This is a genomic window from Exiguobacterium sp. s181, from assembly GCF_018617125.1.
In the GTDB taxonomy this organism is placed as follows: domain Bacteria; phylum Bacillota; class Bacilli; order Exiguobacteriales; family Exiguobacteriaceae; genus Exiguobacterium; species Exiguobacterium profundum.
This window is the reverse complement of record NZ_JACSJM010000001.1, coordinates 166211-184245: the sequence shown is the minus strand read 5'-3', so window position 1 is coordinate 184245 and position 18035 is coordinate 166211. Positions and strand designations below refer to the sequence as shown.

Annotated in this window: 17 protein-coding genes; 5 read left to right on the top strand and 12 right to left on the bottom strand. The window is 49.7% G+C overall.

Going from position 1 to position 18035, the window contains the following annotated elements:
• Window positions 1–47 precede the first annotated feature (47 nt).
• From KNO70_RS01080 to ypfJ, 8 genes are all read right to left on the bottom strand, one after another.
• The gene (locus tag KNO70_RS01080; protein WP_214810824.1) at window positions 48–1325 is read right to left on the bottom strand and encodes a dicarboxylate/amino acid:cation symporter; all 1278 of its coding nucleotides are present in this window, start codon (window positions 1323–1325) and stop codon (window positions 48–50) included.
• Between the two features lie 156 nt (window positions 1326–1481).
• Window positions 1482–1985, bottom strand: coding sequence for a YwhD family protein (locus KNO70_RS01075; protein WP_214810822.1), 504 nt, complete (start codon window positions 1983–1985; stop codon window positions 1482–1484).
• A gap of 55 nt (window positions 1986–2040) precedes the next feature.
• Window positions 2041–3090 carry a DUF871 domain-containing protein gene (locus KNO70_RS01070; RefSeq protein WP_214810820.1) on the bottom strand — a complete coding sequence of 350 codons (1050 nt, stop codon included), beginning with the start codon at window positions 3088–3090 and terminating at the stop codon, window positions 2041–2043.
• Between the two features lie 60 nt (window positions 3091–3150).
• The gene (locus KNO70_RS01065; protein WP_214810818.1) at window positions 3151–4524 is read right to left on the bottom strand and encodes a PTS transporter subunit EIIC; all 1374 of its coding nucleotides are present in this window, start codon (window positions 4522–4524) and stop codon (window positions 3151–3153) included.
• A 13-nt stretch (window positions 4525–4537) separates the two neighbouring features.
• Window positions 4538–5431, bottom strand: coding sequence for an N-acetylmuramic acid 6-phosphate etherase (gene murQ, locus KNO70_RS01060; protein WP_214685389.1), 894 nt, complete (start codon window positions 5429–5431; stop codon window positions 4538–4540).
• Window positions 5432–5532: 101 nt separating this feature from the next.
• The gene (locus tag KNO70_RS01055) at window positions 5533–6000 is read right to left on the bottom strand and encodes a GNAT family N-acetyltransferase (RefSeq protein WP_214810817.1); all 468 of its coding nucleotides are present in this window, start codon (window positions 5998–6000) and stop codon (window positions 5533–5535) included.
• Complete coding sequence (locus KNO70_RS01050) at window positions 5997–6845, bottom strand: MurR/RpiR family transcriptional regulator (RefSeq protein WP_078147953.1); 849 nt, start codon at window positions 6843–6845, stop codon at window positions 5997–5999. The genes KNO70_RS01055 and KNO70_RS01050 overlap by 4 nt, the downstream gene beginning before the upstream one ends.
• A 94-nt stretch (window positions 6846–6939) precedes the next feature.
• Complete coding sequence (ypfJ, locus tag KNO70_RS01045) at window positions 6940–7794, bottom strand: KPN_02809 family neutral zinc metallopeptidase (protein ID WP_012727442.1); 855 nt, start codon at window positions 7792–7794, stop codon at window positions 6940–6942.
• Window positions 7795–7942: 148 nt separating this feature from the next.
• On the opposite strand from ypfJ, the gene KNO70_RS01040 reads away from it, so the two are divergent.
• Window positions 7943–8131, top strand: coding sequence for a 2-hydroxymuconate tautomerase (locus KNO70_RS01040; protein ID WP_012727443.1), 189 nt, complete (start codon window positions 7943–7945; stop codon window positions 8129–8131).
• A gap of 39 nt (window positions 8132–8170) precedes the next feature.
• On the opposite strand, the gene KNO70_RS01035 is transcribed toward KNO70_RS01040, so the two are convergent.
• Together KNO70_RS01035 and KNO70_RS01030 are read right to left on the bottom strand one after the other, a co-directional pair.
• Window positions 8171–9757, bottom strand: a complete 1587-nt coding sequence (locus KNO70_RS01035; RefSeq protein WP_214685380.1) for a Na/Pi cotransporter family protein — start codon at window positions 9755–9757, stop codon at window positions 8171–8173.
• A 22-nt stretch (window positions 9758–9779) separates the two neighbouring features.
• Window positions 9780–11075: an HD domain-containing protein gene (locus KNO70_RS01030; RefSeq protein WP_214810816.1), complete on the bottom strand. Its 1296-nt coding sequence runs from the start codon at window positions 11073–11075 to the stop codon at window positions 9780–9782.
• Between the two features lie 101 nt (window positions 11076–11176).
• On the opposite strand from KNO70_RS01030, the gene KNO70_RS01025 reads away from it, so the two are divergent.
• Window positions 11177–12025 (top strand): lipoate--protein ligase family protein, encoded by an 849-nt coding sequence (locus KNO70_RS01025; RefSeq protein WP_371816073.1) that lies wholly within the window; start codon window positions 11177–11179, stop codon window positions 12023–12025.
• 8 nt (window positions 12026–12033) lie between these two features.
• Complete coding sequence (locus tag KNO70_RS01020) at window positions 12034–12879, top strand: DegV family protein (RefSeq protein ID WP_214810814.1); 846 nt, start codon at window positions 12034–12036, stop codon at window positions 12877–12879.
• A gap of 42 nt (window positions 12880–12921) precedes the next feature.
• Here the strand turns inward: KNO70_RS01020 and KNO70_RS01015 are convergent, their stop codons facing one another.
• Complete coding sequence (locus KNO70_RS01015) at window positions 12922–14871, bottom strand: glycoside hydrolase family 3 protein (RefSeq protein ID WP_214810812.1); 1950 nt, start codon at window positions 14869–14871, stop codon at window positions 12922–12924.
• A gap of 288 nt (window positions 14872–15159) precedes the next feature.
• On the opposite strand from KNO70_RS01015, the gene lipA reads away from it, so the two are divergent.
• Together lipA and KNO70_RS01005 are read left to right on the top strand one after the other, a co-directional pair.
• Window positions 15160–16095, top strand: coding sequence for a lipoyl synthase (lipA, locus tag KNO70_RS01010; RefSeq protein WP_324292278.1), 936 nt, complete (start codon window positions 15160–15162; stop codon window positions 16093–16095).
• Between the two features lie 17 nt (window positions 16096–16112).
• Window positions 16113–16943 (top strand): lipoate--protein ligase family protein, encoded by an 831-nt coding sequence (locus tag KNO70_RS01005; RefSeq protein ID WP_078147720.1) that lies wholly within the window; start codon window positions 16113–16115, stop codon window positions 16941–16943.
• A 35-nt stretch (window positions 16944–16978) separates the two neighbouring features.
• Here the strand turns inward: KNO70_RS01005 and desA are convergent, their stop codons facing one another.
• Window positions 16979–17992: a Delta(5) desaturase DesA gene (gene desA, locus KNO70_RS01000; protein WP_078147721.1), complete on the bottom strand. Its 1014-nt coding sequence runs from the start codon at window positions 17990–17992 to the stop codon at window positions 16979–16981.
• Between the last annotated feature and the right edge of the window lie 43 nt (window positions 17993–18035).

The following is an 18035-nucleotide window of genomic DNA, read 5'->3' as shown; positions in this document are numbered from 1 at the left end:
ATTCACAAAATAAGGACCACGACATGTCGTCATGGTCCTTCACTATATCATAGCGATGATGAAGAGGTCGCACCTGCTTCATCCCACGAGTCTTCGTCGACTGGTGGTAGATGTTTTTCTTCCAATTTCGAAACGACAACCGCACATGCCGCATCCCCCGTGATGTTGACAGATGTGCGAAGCATATCGAGAATACGGTCGACCCCGATAATGAGGGCGATTCCCTCTACCGGTAAGTTGACTGACTGAAGGACGAGCGCAAGCATGACAAGTCCGACTCCCGGTACACCCGCTGTACCGATCGAAGCGAGGACCGCCGTGATGACGACCGTCAACAACTGAGTCATTGTTAAGTCAGAAGCGAACACTTGCGCGATGAAAATCGTCGCAACCCCTTGCATGATCGCTGTTCCGTCCATGTTGACCGTTGCCCCAAGTGGCTGTACGAACGACGAAATCGAACGCGGCACACCGAGTTTTTTCTGTGCGACTTCCATCGATACTGGAAGCGTCGCATTTGACGAAGAAGTCGAGAACGCGAACGTCATCGCCTCATAGAAGTTCTTGAAGAAGAAGACTGGGCTCATCTTCCCGATGAAGTAAACCGATGCCCCGTAGACAATCGTTGCATGTAAGAATAGCGTCAAGACGACGGCAATCATATACCACGCCATTGCGACAACCGCGTCGAGACCGATGCCCCCGATTGCAGAAGCAATCAATGCGAATGCGCCGTATGGAGCGAGCTTCATCACAAGATGAATCAAGTACATCATGATGCGATCGCCTTGTTTGACGAATTGACGCCACGTCTTCGCCTTGTCCCCGAGGGCAATCAACGCAAACCCAATCAATGCCGCAAAGACGATGATTTGAAGCATGTTTCCTTCAGCGAGCGCCGTAATCGGATTCGTTGGAATCATATTGACGAATGTCTGTACGATATTAGACGATTCCTCGGTCGCTGTTGATTCAAATTCAAGACCTGTCGTTGGGAAGTCCCCACGCTCCCCTGGCTGTAAGACGGATGCAACACCCATCGCTAACATGATCGCGAGCGCTGTCGTCGCTAAGAAGAACAGAATCGACTTCGACCCGACTCGACCTAGTTCTTTCGGGTCCCCGAGACCCATGACGCCTAAAATAATTGAGAAGAAGACAATCGGTACGACTAACATTTTAATTAAATTCAAAAAGATCGTTCCGACCGGAGATAAAATATACGGATTCACAATCTCATAAACATTATCCGGCAAGCCCGCCAATCCGAGACCAACAACAACACCTAGCGCGAGACCGATTAAGATTTTTTTCGTTTCGCTCATCGTATCACCCTTTCTTTTTTTCACAATGTAGTCAGTATATCATAATACTGAATTTTCATACAATTACAACTGAATATCTCTTCAGTTACAAATTCTCTTGAAATTCCCAAAAACTTGAAACAAAAAAGATTGGAGACGAAAATTCGTCCAATCTTTTTACTCAGCGTCTACACGCTCGAGCTCTGCATGAAGTTCAGTCGAGTTTGCCCAAATCTCAGGGCGATGTTCTTGTAAGAAGTTCGCTAAAACGTCGCGGGACGGAGCGTCCATCATGTTGATTAAAATCCGACCCTTTAACGATTTATCCATTTGATTAACGTGATACGGTAATAATTTATAACCCCGTCTCGCTTCCACGTCAACTAACATGTCACATGCCGCGACACCGCCATAATAAAAGCCTTCTGGTTTTCGACCGACCGTCACCCACACGATCCAATACGGTTTCCCGTTCGGTACCGCTTCCGGGTCCGTCAAAAACTTAATCCGTTTCTCGATGGCAGACTTGGCGTGCATCGCTCCCATATCGATTGTTGCAACGCCTTCTTCGACATCGATGATGACCGGAGACATGTTATTTAAACTAAGCGAACCGACACCAAAACCACCGTGTCCGTCCGTCGCATCGTCTGAAATAATATTAAAATTAATGTCTTTCATGTTCCACCCTCCCTCTCTACTGTACACAATGACATAGGATGGTGGCAATCCTGAGTCACACCCATTCGATTTGAAAGCGTCCTCCTGGACCGATCTGTTGGATTAATGAACGATCTTCTTCAATGATCCTTCCGATGACATTGACGCGCTCATCTGCCGGCAAATCCCGCTTCGTTATTTGCAGTTCCCCTGCATAACGACCGTAACGTTCATTGTCGATCGTGATACTGCCGAGCATTCGTTCTTCTGTATCTCGCGGTTGAATCAAATGGTCCCCAGGTCGTCCATACGCTCTCGATTCGACTGAACGGATGACGTCCCGGGCTGGGTCCATCCGATTCGTGTGACTTGTTGGAACCGAATCATCATGATTTCGTGTGGTCGCTCGAAGAACGATGACGCCCTCGTCGTACTCCCGAAACTGTCGCATCGTCTGATTGGATATACACGGATCTCCAATCAAGATTCGATCGACCCTCGCTTGTAAATCGATATAACACGAAAACGGAGATTGGTGGCGGTGCATCTCGAGTGTCGGTAATGTCTCATGAAGGGGGCCACGTAACCGTTCATCTCCAGGGATGAATGCTTGTATCTGTATTCCTTGCGCATGTAACCAGGCGTTTCTTTCATCAAACCAAGAACGCTCGAGTCCTGTTTCCGGACGAGGATAAAAGTTATGCCACGCTTCGACATGCTCACGTCGTAGCCCTTGTCGTAGCATCTCTTCAAGCTCTGCTTCCGTGAGCGTACTCGCATTGAGGGCGACCATCATATGTCGTGATAAGTCCGCCACTTGTTTCGGTGTGACACCATAGTCAACACGTAACCCGGTGACACCCCACTCCATCAGCGCATGAGCATCATCCCAAGTCTTACCGAGTGCCTGTAGAGACGATGGAGCGATATCCGCCACGAGTTCCATCTTTAAACGACTTGCCAACGCACCTAATTGCTGAAGTCGTTCCGTATAAGTTGTCGGATTGTCTTCCGGAATATGGAGCGACGTGAAGATGCTCGTAAACCCTGCCTCTCGCATGCGTTCCATCCAAGCCATCGAATCAAGTGTCAGTTCATCGCCTAAGTACACTGAAATCCCTCTCATATGAATCCACCTTTCCAAAAGTAGAGAAAAAGATGACTCGACTGGAGCCATCTTTTTTTATTAAATCCCGTCCGCCATCTCTTCTTTGAAACCGAAGAAATAAGTAAACAGGAAGCCTGCCGTATATGAAATCAATAGTCCGGCAATGTACGTCAAATACATGCCATTATCAATCAATGGTGTGAGCGATAGACCGGAAACACCAACCCCGAGCGCCGCTGTCTTCATTGTCGCTTGGAAGGCACCACCGACCGCGGCCCCGAGACACGCTGTCAAGAACGGACGTCCGAGCGGAAGCGTGACCCCGTATAGGAGCGGCTCCCCGATTCCGAGGAACCCGACCGGAATGGCCCCTTTGATAATGTTACGAAGGCGTGGGTTGCGCGTCTTCACAAAAATGGCAAGCGCAGCACCGACTTGACCCGCACCGGCCATCGCCAAGATTGGGAGAAGGGCCGTCGTCCCGACCGTATTTAACAGTTCCAAATGGATCGGCGTCAACCCGTGATGCAATCCGACCATGACGAGCGGTAAGAAGAATCCTGCCAAGAGTGCCCCTGCGACGGGTCCCCCGAATTCGAGCGTCGCATTGATTCCTCGCATGATACCGTCTGACAATATGCCAGCGACCGGCATGATTGCATAGAGCGCTGTAAATCCAACGATGAGAACAGTAAAGAGTGGTGTGAAAATAATATCAATGGATACCGGCATGAAGCGACGAATGTGCTTCTCGATATACGTCATGAGCCAACCGGCAAAAATAACACCGAATAATCCACCACGCCCGACGACGAGCGGCTCCCCATAAATGACGATGTCCGCGAGGAGCGGGTTGAACAGGATCCCCCCGGCAATCGCCCCGAGTACCGGCGTTCCTCCAAACTCTTTTGCCGTGTTCCAACCGACAAGGATGGCCAAATACGCAAAGACCGTGCTACCGAGCACGAGTAGAATCTGCATCCACGTCTCCGTCCGGTCGACGCCGGCGTTGACAGCAAAGTTCGCGGCCCCGTTAATGATCCCCGATGCGACAAGTCCCGGAATGAGCGGAATGAAGATGTTTCCGAGGCGGCGAAGGAATCGTTTGAACGGTGATTTTTGCTTTTCTTTCACCTTCTGGCGTTCGACCGCCGCACGTTCCTCTAACGTCAAGTTCGCATCTACCGATTCTTCCCCGATGGCAAGCCCCGTCTCATGGCTCATATAATCCGCGACCCGGTTTACGGTACCTGGACCGACGACGATTTGTAACGTCTCATCATCGATGACACCCATGACCCCGTCAATCTTTTTCAATGCGTCAATGTCTGCCTTCGTCCCATCTTTCAACGTCAATCGGACACGTGTCATACAATGCGCGAGTTGACGGATGTTCTCTTTCCCCCCGACATGTGCGAGGATATCCCGTGCTAAAACCTCTTCTTTCTTCATCTCGATTTCCCCCTTATAGCGCCTCGCGGACGAATCCGTTCGCGCGCTCTAATCGTTTGACAGCCTCCTCATAAGAGACGTCCGCTAAAATCATGACAATCGCCGTTTTGACGTGCCCCTTGGATGAAGCAAAATAACGCGCGGCCATTTCCATGTCGACCCCTGTCGCTTCTGCAATCATCCGCTTGGCACGCACTTCTAGCTTTTCATTCGTCGGTTGCACATCAACCATCAAGTTTTGATACACTTTCCCTACTCCAATCATCGACGTCGTCGAAATCATGTTGAGGACAAGTTTCTGTGCTGTTCCCGCCTTCAATCTCGTTGAACCGGTCAGTACTTCCGGTCCCGTTTCCACTTCAATCGGGTAATCCGCATGTCGACTGATGACCGCATCGCGATTACATGAAATTGAAGCTGTTGTGGCACCGAGTTCTCGTGCGTAATCGAGACCTCCGACCACATATGGCGTTCGACCGCTCGCTGCAATCCCAACGACCGTATCCTCTGCCGTCAAATGAAGCGCTTTCAAATCTGTGACCGCCAATTCCTTACTGTCTTCTGCTCCCTCAACGGCTTGAATGAGCGCGCGTTCGCCGCCGGCAATCAGTCCGATGACTTGATTGGGTGATACTCCAAAAGTTGGCACACACTCCGCTGCGTCTAAAATCCCTAAACGTCCACTCGTGCCCGCACCGATATAAATCAGGCGACCGCCTTTACGAAAGGATGCGATGACTCGCTCCACGACTTTTGTGATGACCGGAAGTTGCTCTTGAATCACTTGAGGAACTTGTTGATCCTCTGCATTCATAATCGCCAATCGTTCCTCAATCGACATCTCGTCCAGGTGCATCGTTCGTTCATTCCGTCTTTCTGTAGCCAGTTTATCTAGCATCGCCACCATCCTTTCTTCTCTATGATTTAATCGTACTATATTGAAATTTAAAGTCAATTTATAATTTAATTTTTATGAAATTTAATTTCAAATAAACTTTAAAGAAAAACTCACTCTGAACGAATGAGTCGTTTTTTCAAGACGTGCACGCGTGTTCCTTTATTCGTGATCGAATCCTTCTCATACATGTATCCGTTTCGCTCCCAGAACCGACGAGCGCGGAGATTGTTTGGAAGGACACCTAATCGAAATACCGTCTGATACGGGCGCATATATTGGTCTTCCAATTGTTCATACAACGTTTGCGCCAAACCTGTCCCATGGAGAGATTCTTCGACAACGAACAAACCAAGCCAAAGCGAGCCATCCACGGGATGTCGTTTCAACAGGTCCGCGATGGCGACAACCCGTCCATCTTCACGAATAATGAGACTGACGGTGCCATCCGCTTCAAAATCCGCCACGTTCTCGTCACGAAACATCTCGACTGTCTGTTCATTCAATCTTGCGAATGTGCGTTGATCCATCAGAAAGCGTTGCAATTCTTGACGATCTTCAGCCGTATAAGGTCGAATCATCGGCGTAGTTTCACCATCTCATCTCGAGCTTCTGCGTACCGATCAATCAAGCCTTCTCCCTTCCGGTGGAGGAGTCCCATATATAACGTATCGACAATCGTCAATTGTGTCATCCGTGAGGCGATACTGGCGATTCGGAAGTCACTCTCGACGTTCGGCGTACAGAGTCGAACGTCCGCTTCCCGGTAAAGCGGTGATTTGTCGAGGTTCGTGATGGCGATGACCGGAACACGTTTCTTTTTCGCAAATCGGACGAGCTCGAGCACATCTTTCGTTCGACCGGACGTGCTGATTGCGACGAATACATCAGACTTTCCTAAATGCGGAATCAGCGACAACATATAATGAAAATCGGGAGAGGTCGTGGCCGCATATCCCAGTTTCGTGAACTTATATTGCGCATCAATTGCCGCCGTCGAAGACCCCCCGACTCCGTAAAAGATGACGCGGTTCGCACGAGCGAACAAGTCCACCGCATGTTCAAGTTCTCGTTTGTCCATCGCTTCGGCGCACGCCTCGATGGCTCCTTTATTCACATGGATGACTTTTTGGAACGAGTCATACGGCGTGTCCTTTTGCTGGAGGACGTTGAAGTCCGTCAGCGTCGTCTCCGTGACAGCCAAGTCTTTCACGAGCGCGAGCTTGAACGCTTTAAAACTATCAATCCCGACGACTCGTGCGAAACGAACGATACTCGCCTCGGATACATCCGTCTTTTGCGCAAGCTCTTTTGTCGTCATGTTTGGAATGAGCGTTGAATGGGACAAAATATAGTCGGCGATCTTCTTTTCGACCGCTGTCATATCCTCTTTCGCTAAATCAATTTTCGTAAGTAAGGATTCCATTTGGTCATCCCCTTCCTGCAACTGTTGTTCTTTTATGATAGCGGATTCCTTCCCCATATTCCAATCACCTAAAAAGATCGAGCGTACGCCCGATCTATAAGTTGTTCGTATTGAACGTGTCACCACCTTGAATCGATCCGTTCTCAAATCCTCTCTCGAACCAACGCATGCGTTGTTCCGATGTCCCATGTGTGAACGAGTCTGGCGTCACATATCCACGTGCCTGACGCTGCAGCGTGTCATCGCCAATCTGATGCGCGGCATTCATCGCTTCTTCCACGTCCCCCGCTTCAAGATACCCTAACCCTTGCGCGTGATGGGCCCATACGCCTGCATAGTAGTCTGCCTGCAACTCAAAGCGGACGAGATAGCGATTGAATTCGGTCTCGCTCATCTCGTTCCGAAGCGGCATGATTTCTTCTGTCGTCCCGAGAAGCGTCTGGACGTGATGCCCGACCTCATGGGCGACGACATAAGCCATCGCAAAATCCCCTGGTGCATTGAAACGTTGACTCAGTTCATCATAAAAACTCAAATCGATATATAATTTTTGGTCGCCGGGACAATAGAACGGACCAACAGCCGAGCCAGCAATACCACAAGCGGATTCAACCTGTCCGGAAAATAGGACGAGCGTCGGCTCTTCATACGTCATCCCATTTTCAGCGAAGATGTCTGTCCACACTTCTTCTGTATCCTTCAAGACGACCGCTACGAAATCTGCCATCTCCTCTTCACGAGCAGTTCCCGTATACGTCCCCTCCGATTGAGGTTCCCCGATTCCGATGTTGTTGACGAGATCCGTCGGGCTTCCCCCATTCAATAATGTAAAGACGATGACGAGAATCAATCCGAGACCACCCCCGACCCCGGCAATCCCCTTCCCTCCGATGCTACGGCCACGTCGATCCTCGACGTTTCGGCTCTGTTGTCTTCCTTTCCACTTCATCCCGATTCCTCCTACATTCGCTCTGTCTTGTTTATTACCCCAAATCCGGTAAAAGTGAGCTCATGTTTCTCGGTAAATGAGAATTTTCTTTTCTAGAGGAAGGGGATTCTCTACAATGAAAGAGACTTCAGCAAAGGAGGAATGACCCATGCCTTATGTAACGGTAAAAATGCTCCCGGGCCGTACCGTGGAACAAAAACGTGCATTAATCGAAAAGGTGACGGATGCCGTCTCCGAGACGACGAATGCGCCAAAAGAAAACATCACCGTCTTCATCGAAGAGATGGATGCGACACACTACGGTCAAGCCGGCGTCATGCACGCAGATAAGAAGTAAGTGACGAACGGACTCCTGATATGGAGTCCGTTTTTTGTTCTAGTCTTCTCGGTTCACGTCGAACCGTTCACTCGGTACGGTCGGTTTAATCAAATGACGTGTCGCTCGCCAGATGTGGTAGCCGATACGGTCGAGCCAGAGCAGTACTTGCACTTTTTGTATTGTCTGGTCCATCTCCAACTGATTCGCCGCCGTTTCTTCTAGCAGCTCCGAGCGATGTGCTTTTCGATATTCCGCCAGTTGTTTTGAGGCCTGTTTCCACAGCTTCGAATCCTCTGGTGGCGTATGATGATTCAGTTGGTTCACAAGGTCAAGCTCATGCAACACGAGTTCTCGTGCCGCTAAAAAGTCCGTGTCTCGAAGGGCGTGGGCCGGTTCGACTTCTCGCAAGACGTATAACCAGCGTTCGAGATGGTCAATCGTATGCAAGAGAGAGAGATGCTGACCATAATCATTTTGCTTTCCTTCATCTTCAAGACGTATCGTGCTCAAAAAAACACGGACATCGCTCAACGTCTTGTCGACGAGCGTCAATTCATCTTCACGAAGACGTCCCTCACGGACGAGCAACTCGGTCTCGTTCCCTAAATAACGCTCGATTTCAAGTAAGGAACGTCGTGCCGCTTCCAAAGCAACGGTCGGGAGTTGTGACATGTTTGTATCAAGCAGACGTGTCAATTTTTCGGAGCGACTCGGAACCCACTTCAGTAATCGACGTGCGAATGTTTGATAAAAAGGCAGGAATAAGATCACACCTAGTAGATGGAATGTTGTATGGAATAAGGCGAGACGCAACAAATCGTTCCAGTTGAACCAATCGGCTACTCGATTGACGACCTCGAAGAGAACGGGGAACGTCAGCCATCCGATGAGGACAATCGACACGTGGTAAATGGCATGCCCCAATACAATGCGTCGGGCTGACTTCCATCCTCCGATTGAACCGAGTGCCACGACGAGGCTCGTCCCCGCACTCTGACCGAGCACTAAATAAGTTGCCTGCGGGAGCGAAATCGACGCCGTCGCAAGGGCCGTCATCGTTAAGACGAGTCCAATCGTCGACGACTGAAGGACGGCGGTCATCAAAAAACCGACTCCGATTAGAAGTGCCTGATGCAGAACGGTCATCTCACCGGCCGAGCCAAACGAGAACGTGACGACATCCCGCATCGCTTCTTGTAGCGTCCCAATCCCAACAAAAATCAACCCGATACTGACGAGCAACAGTCCCACTCGGCGAAGGCGTGGACGAGAGAGACGGAACGCCATCCCGATTCCAATGAGCGGCAGAAACAACTGGCGCACGTCTAAGTTATAGCCGAGGATGGCAATGATCCATCCCGTCGTCGCACTCCCTACATTGGCTCCAATGACGAGAGGTAACGATTGCGTGAATGTCAGGAGCCCCGCACTCACAAACCCAATCGTCATCAGTGTCGTCACCGAGGAAGATTGAAACAGGGCTGTCAGCATCGCGCCGAGTGCCGCTCCAGATAAAGAGCCGTCGGTGAACTGATTCAACCGATGTCGTAACCGCGTCCCCGCCCATTTTTTGAGCGTATCTGTCAGTAACGTCATCCCGAGTAAAAAAATCCCGATCCCACCAACCAGTGTCGCAATCTCCATCGTGTCACGCCCCTTTGCGTGTTTACTCGTCCTTCAATGTCGATAATATCCACGATTTTTCATTCGCATAATCTTTTAAATTCAACAACATATCTTCCGGATAATAAATTTTCTCGTCCGACTGTCTCGAGTTCAAAATCGATTGAACGAGCATTGAGACCTCTGAAATCTCTTTACGCTCCCCGTCATTCATCTGTAGATAAATCCCCTCGTATTTGCCTTGTCCTTTATATAAGTCGTATGGCAACTGACTTAACTGATCTTCAAGCAGATAGTATGTCGGTGGAAGCCCGATCGTCTCCATCGTCTGTCGCAAGCGCTCCATATAACGAACACGATTCGCTTCCGGGAAGTTCTTATATTTTAGTAATCGGCGATTCACAAATCGGCTCGCCAAATCTGCCAAAATGGCATCGTCTTCTTCCATCCATTCTTGGAAATAGAAGTAGACGACCGTCTCGTCCAATTTCAAATATTGTTCGAGTGACATACCGGTGCGTTCAAAAATCGGCAAGAAGTGTTTCGGCGTCATGTTAAACTCATAACCACCCTCATAGAGTTCCTGCGCCCGCTCAAGAATCGCTTTCAAGAGAAGATCACTCGACCGCGTCGCCGGATGAAGGTACACTTGCCAATACATTTGATAGCGACGCATAATATAGTCTTCAATCGTATGCATCCCCGACTGCTTGACCACGACTTGGTCTTCATCCGGACGCAAGACGCGCAACATGCGTTCTAAATCAAACTTTCCATAACTGACACCCGCAAAGTGAGCGTCGCGTAACAAATAGTCCATCCGGTCAACATCAAGCTGTGAGCTGAGCATATTGACGATCAAGCGATTCGGATGCGTCTTGTTGATAATGGAGGCCACTTCTTCCGCAAACCCGACACCCATCTCAGATAACACCTTATTCACTTCGGTTTCCCCTAAAATGATGCGCTCCGTCCACACTTCATGCCGAACGGAAAAGACGTGCTCGAACGCGTGCGAAAACGGACCATGTCCCACGTCGTGCAAGAGCGCCGCCGCCAACAGTAGCTCCCGGTCACGGTCGTCCCATTCCGGGTACTGTTGGAACTGATCGATTAACTGGCGTGCGATTTCATATACGCCGAGCGAGTGATGGAATCGCGTGTGCTCCGCGCCATGAAATGTCAAAAAAGACGTTCCAAGTTGTTTGATACGACGCAAACGCTGAAACTCTTTTGTATTGATCAGCTCCCAAATGAGGTGATCGTAAACATAAATATATCGATGTACCGGATCCTTGAATACTTTCGATCCAGATAGTTGTCCTCGAGACGAGTACATGACATGCCCTCCTACGTTTCGTTATGTTCTAGATTCGACTTCAAACGAATCGTTCCCTCCATGCTATAATGAGGAGGAAAATTTTTTGTGAAAAGGAATTAATGTATATGATCCATCCATTGTTACAACAACCGAGCTATCGCATCATCGATCAGTCGAGTCTTGGCACGATGTTTCAAGCGGAACAATCGTTTGCGACCGATGATACGTTATGTGCGTCAACGCAAGAACGAGGTGCCGTCTTGCGGGCATGGGTGCACACCGATACGATTGTACTCGGAATCCAGGATGCTCGGCTGCCTCATTTGAAAGAGGGAATTCGTTATTTACATGAACATGGATTCCGTCCCGTCGTCCGAAACTCAGGCGGTTTAGCCGTGATGCTAGACGATGACGTCCTCAACCTTTCTTTAATTTTACCAGAGAAGGACGGGATTCAAATCGACAGCGGTTATGAGGCCATGACCTCGCTCATCCAACACATGTTCCAAGACGTCACGAATGACATCGTCCCAGGGGAAGTCGTCGGTTCATACTGTCCAGGAAGTTTCGACTTGTCGATCGACGGCAAAAAGTTCGCTGGGATTTCGCAACGACGCGTTCGTGGCGGTGTCGCCGTTCAAATTTACTTGAGCGTAAGACAGAGCGGAAGCGCACGTGCTGAAATCATCCGTGACTTTTACGACCTTGCCATCCAAGGGGATGAGACAAAGTTCACGTACCCAACCATTGTACCGGAAACGATGGCTTCACTTGAAGACTTGCTTGGGATCCCACTTACCGTACAAGACGTCCTCACTCGGGCCTACCGCGTTCTTTCCACTGTCAGTTCGCTCCAAAACGCGGCACTGACGGCAGACGAGCAAACGATGTTTGCAAGTCAGCTCGAACGCATGTGGAAACGGAATGAACCGTTACGCGACATTGAACAACAACTAGCAGAGGAGTGATTCATCCAATGTTTAAACTGATCACAGACACCGGAGCCGATTTGACACACGATCAAATCATCGAATATGGTCTTGAGATTTTACCGCTCGGTGTCATCATCGACAACGAAGAATTTTTAGACGGTGAGACGATTCAACCAAAAGAAGTATACGAAGCGATGCGTCAGGGTAAGACGCCAAAGACGTTCCAAATCGAGGCATCACGAATCGAACACTGTTTCCGTCAGCATCTCGAGGCTGGAATCCCGTTCTTATATCTCGCTTTCTCCGGAGGACTCTCCGGTACATACCAAACCGCTGTCATGGTCGGCGAAATGTTGAAAGAGGAATATCCAGACAGTACATTCACGGTTCTCGATACACGGACCGCCTCTGTCGGACAGGCATTGTTCGTCAAGACGGTCGCAGAGTACGGACAAGACCATACGTACGAAGAAACGGTCACGTATGCTACTTCACTCGTCGGCAAAGTCCGCCACTTGTTCACGGTCGAATCGCTCGAATATTTGATGCGGGGCGGACGTGTCTCGAAGGCGAGTGCTTTCATCGGAGACTTGTTGACGATTTTACCGTTATTGACGGTCGAGGACGGCAAGCTCGTCCCGATTGAAAAGGTGCGTGGTCATAAAAAGGTCATGCGCCGGATGGTCGAATGGACAGTCGAATCGAAGTCGATCGTCGAGAACGGAGACCTCTTCATCGGTCATGGTGACGACCTAGAAAAAGCCGAACAGTTCGAGAAGATAGTCCGCGAACATCTCGAACCGAAGCACATCACGAAGACACTGGTCGGGTCTGCCATCGGTGCCCACACCGGTCCCGGTCTACTCGTCATCGCCTATTTCGAGGCATGAAAAAATGAGCTCTCCCAATTTTCGGGCGAGCTCATTTTCGTTTTAGCGATTCCAGTTTTTAAATCCATCACCGAACTGCGCGTAATTTTCGTCTTGGAACACACCGTCCACAAATTTCGGTACATCTACCGGCAACTTCCCTTGTGGCTTCACTTCACCGAAGATGGCACGAATGCCTGCCGGTAAGTTCGGACCTGCCGACTTCAAGTTGCCCGCCTCCGAATCTGGACCGTTCGGATCGCCTTTGAATCCATAGATTAAGAGATGTGCCGGGGCATCCGGTTGAACGGCAATGTCGTATGGGTTGCGCAAACTGAGTAAAACCGATTGTTTCCCTGTCTCATTTGCATAACGGAACACTTCGGCCGGTACATAATGATCAGCTGATGTCGGTTTTAATTTCGCGCTGTTGTTCACGTTCGAACCGACGATGATATAGTCAGCCACCTCAACTTGTTGCCGTAGTGCCGGATTTTGATTTAGACGCGGCGTTGATGCTGAGTAGTTGGCCGTGATGACGTTCACGTCTTTCATATTCCCTGCATTCTTTTCTAGTGACTTGATTGTTTTCACCATGCTATCCGTTTGGTCTTTCGCTGGCGACAAGACGAGCACCGTGTCTCCTTTTTTCGGTTTGAATGGAAGCGTCTTCTTCTCGTTCTTCACGAGAGTGACTGCCGCCTCCGCGATTTCACGTTCCTTCACTTTATGCTCAGCGCTTCCTACCGTCGCATTCGCTTCTGCGAGCTTCATCTCGAGCGTCGTGGAGTCCGTCGTTTCTCCCCAAATGCCACGCTCTGCTTTCAGTTTTAAAATGCGTTCCACTGATTCATCGATGGTCGCCTCCGATAAACGTCCATCCTTCACTGCCGCAATGACTTCCTCAAAGATTGCTTCGAGTTTGATCACATCTGCTTCCGAGCGTAAAATCGTCGGCATGAGCGCGATGTCGACCCCTGCTTCGAACGTCTTGATGACCGCCTCTGCTTCCGTAAAATTGTCTGCGATGGCTTGCATGTTGAGTGCGTCGGTCACCACGATTCCTTCATATCCAAGTTCCTCACGAAGCACTCCCGTGATGACATCATCCGAAAGCGTCGCCGGGAGTGGGAACGTGCCGCGTTCTGATTCGACGACCTCGTCCTCGATTTGTGGCATCCCAATATGCGCCGTCATGATCATGTCGATTCCTTCTGTGATGGCACGTTTGAACGGTAACAACTCGAGACCACGCAACTCGTCGAGTGATTTATCGACAACCGGTAACCCATAATGCGAGTCGACGGCCGTATCGCCATGACCTGGGAAATGTTTCGCCGTTGCGGCAACACCTTGGTCTTGAATACCTTGTGTCATCGCGGAACCGAGTTCCCCGACTAGTTCAGGGTCGCTCGAGAACGAACGGACGCCGATGACCGGATTCCCCGGATTGTTGTTGACGTCAAGTACCGGTCCGAAGTTCACGTTTACCCCGAGTGCGTTCAATTCAGAACCGATGATTTTCCCTGCATCATAGGCATATTGACTGTTACGTGTGGCCCCGAGTGCCATATTCCCCGGTAAATTCGTTCCCGTCCCAAGTCGTGTCACAATCCCACCTTCTTGGTCGATCGTGACGAATAACGGGACATCATTGCTGGCATCTTGTTTCACGACTTCTTGCAAATCATGAACGAGTTTCGTCGTCTGTTCCGTTTCCTTCACGTTCTCAGCAAACAATATCACTCCACCGAGATCGAAACGATCGATGACACGCGCCACTTCCGGTGCAAGAGATGTATGGTTCGCCCCGTTCCATAATCGGAAGTCCGGCATGATCATCTGCCCGATTTTTTGTTCGAGCGTCATCGACTCTAGCTTCGTGTTGACGCGCTGGTCAATCGATATCGTCGGCGTCCCTTCCGCCACGACCGCGTCTGCTGCTGGAACCGACGAGACGAGCAATGCCGTCGTCAATCCGAGTGTTGCCGTCCAATTCAGTGCCTTGTTCATGTTCCCACTCCCCTTAGTCAAATTTGGCTGACCCCCAAACGAAAAGGCATGGAGGAAGAAGCGTTGCCTCATCAACGCTCGTTCACCCCATGCCTGATCGCATCAGTTACATTTGGTCCTTATTCAGGTGGTCAACAACAGTATAGCAACTCCACTTTTTAGAAACAATTGTTCAAGTGAAAGCGTAACCATTTTGAAACAATGTTTCTGTTTTGATACACAGTGAACTGTATTGGCAAAACCAATAATTTCTGTGGTTCGTTTTTGATTCGTTTTTTGGTAAACTCAATTCGATACAGGTTAACTTTCAAAAAGGGGGAAATTATTGTGGCAAGAGGGGAACTGAAGCGTAAGCCGGAATGGTTAAAGATTAAATTAAACACGAACGACACGTATACCGGCCTAAAGAAAATGATGCGCGAGAAAAATTTACATACGGTATGTGAGGAAGCAAAATGTCCGAACATCCATGAATGTTGGGCGGTACGTCGGACTGCGACCTTCATGATTCTCGGAAGCATCTGTACACGTGCTTGCCGTTTTTGTGCCGTCACGACCGGAAAACCGAACGAGCTCGATTGGGAAGAGCCAAAACGTGTCGCCGAATCGGTTCGACTCATGAACTTGAAACACGTCGTCATCACGGCTGTCGCACGTGACGATTTGAACGATTACGGGGCTACCGTCTTCGCAGAAACGGTTCGCGCGGTTCGCGCCATGAACCCGGAGACATCGATTGAGGTGCTCCCGTCAGACATGATGGGTGATTTCTCTGCCTTGCAGACGTTGATTGATGCGGGTCCTGACATCATGAACCATAACTTAGAGACAGTCCGTCGCCTCACACCGAGAGTTCGTGCGAAAGCAACATATGACCGCACACTCGAGTTCTTGAAGCGTTCGAAAGAATTGAACCCGGATATCCCGACGAAGTCATCGATCATGGTCGGACTTGGGGAGACGAAAGAGGAATTGATTGAAGCGATGGATGACCTACGCGCGCACAATGTCGATATTTTGACGCTCGGTCAATACTTGCAGCCGACGAAGAAACACCTTGAGGTGGAACGTTACTACCATCCAGACGAGTTCGCCGAGTTGAAAGAGATCGCTCTATCAAAAGGATTCTCACATTGTGAGGCTGGTCCACTCGTCCGTTCGTCATACCATGCGGATGAGCAAGTACACAAGGCGCGTCGCCACACGATGTTGCCAATCGACTAACAGAAAGAAGAGAGATTATGACTGGTACGACGTGGCATTTACTTAGAACTGAATCGACTTCCCCGGCCGAAAATATGGCGATTGATGAAGCCATCGCCAATTGGGTCGCGAAGGGAGAGCTCAAACCGACGCTTCGTTTTTATTCATGGGCACCTCATGCAATCAGCGTCGGACGTTTCCAGCGAGCGACGCGTGACTTGGACCGGGACGCCCTCAAAGCGAACAATATTCCGGTCGTTCGTCGCTTAACAGGGGGACGTGCCGTGTTGCATGCGGATGAGTTGACGTATAGCGTCATCTTGCCTGAATCGACCCCTGCCCTCCCGACGAATATCATCGAGAGCTATCGCCTACTCACGGAAGGGGTTCGCCGCGGATATCACGAACTCGGCGTCCCCGCCGAATTTTCGGTACCATTGACGGAAGAGGATCGCGAAGCGCTCCGCAAACCAAAATCGGCCGTCTGCTTCGATGCTGCTTCATACTATGAGCTTGCTGTCGACGGGAAGAAGATCGCGGGTAGTGCACAAGTGCGCCATCAAGGGGCCGTGCTTCAACATGGTTCGATTCCTCTCTCCGTCGATGATGAGGTGTTGTTTGACTGTTTCGCGATGGATGAGACGGAGAAACACGAAGCCAAAACCCGCTTCAGCGAAAAAGCCGTCGCCTTGAACGACACGTTAAAGCGTTTCGTTTCCTTTGACGAAGTAGCGGCCGCATTCGAGACCGGTTTCAAGGACGCGTTCTCGTTAACGTTCGAACCGCTTGTCTTCACGAAAGAACAGCAAGCCGAAATCGATTTGCTCGTCAAGAAGTACGAGAGTGATGAATGGGTCTGGAAACGCTAAAAAGATTGTCCCTTTTGATCAGGGACAATCTTTTTTTATGCCGTGTTTGTTCGGCGCAACAGATGGCGCACTTCTCGGAACGTGACGAATGTTTTGTTGTTCGCATCATACAATTTGTAGCGTAACGATTTCAAACTTGAAAACAGTCCGATTGTCGTTGCCCGTTGTAACGGCGGTGTCGACGTATGTGCTTTCTCTAGATGATAGTTCGGCACGCGTGGACTCAAATGGTGCACGTGGTGGAATCCGATATTCCCCGTCACCCATTGAAGCACTTTCGGCAACTCATAATACGAACTTCCTTCAATGGCCGCCTTCACATAATCCCACTCCTGCTCATCTTCGAAGTATGAATCTTCAAACGTATGCTGGACATAGAACAACCAGATTCCAAGCACACCGGCGATGAACATCGTCGTGCCTTGAACGATCAAGAACGCTTGCCAACCAATCAGATAGATGAGCGCGCTATATAGGACGACGAGAGAGATATTGATGAGATACGTGTTGTGTCGTTCTTTTTTCCGCGCGTCCTTTCGGTTGAAACGACTCGTGACGAGAATAAGCCAAAGTGGTCCGAGACCGAACATAACGAGCGGATGACGATATAGGCGATACTTTAAACGAGTCCATTTTGACGCTTCTATGTACTCCTCAATCGTCATGACCCAGATGTCGCCGACACCCCGTTTATCCAAATTTCCACTCGATGCATGATGAATCGCATGCTCCCGCTTCCACTTCTCGTATGGGAATAACGTCAAGACCCCTGTGATGGTTCCGACAATGGCGTTCGCCTTCTTATTTTTAAAGAATGAACCGTGCGTACAGTCATGGAAGATGATGAACATCCGCACGACAAATCCTGCTGCAATCAGCGTGAACGGCAATGTCAGGAAAATCGAGACACTCAGTAGTTGGTACGCTAAAAACCACGATACGAGAAACGGTAAAATCGTATTGATCATCTGCCGCACACTGATCCGAATATCGGACTTTTCAAACGGCGAGACGTGCTTTCTTAATTGGGCAATCTTTTCTTTACTCATAACAACCTCCTTGAATTCAACAGCGTCACAACGCAAAAATATA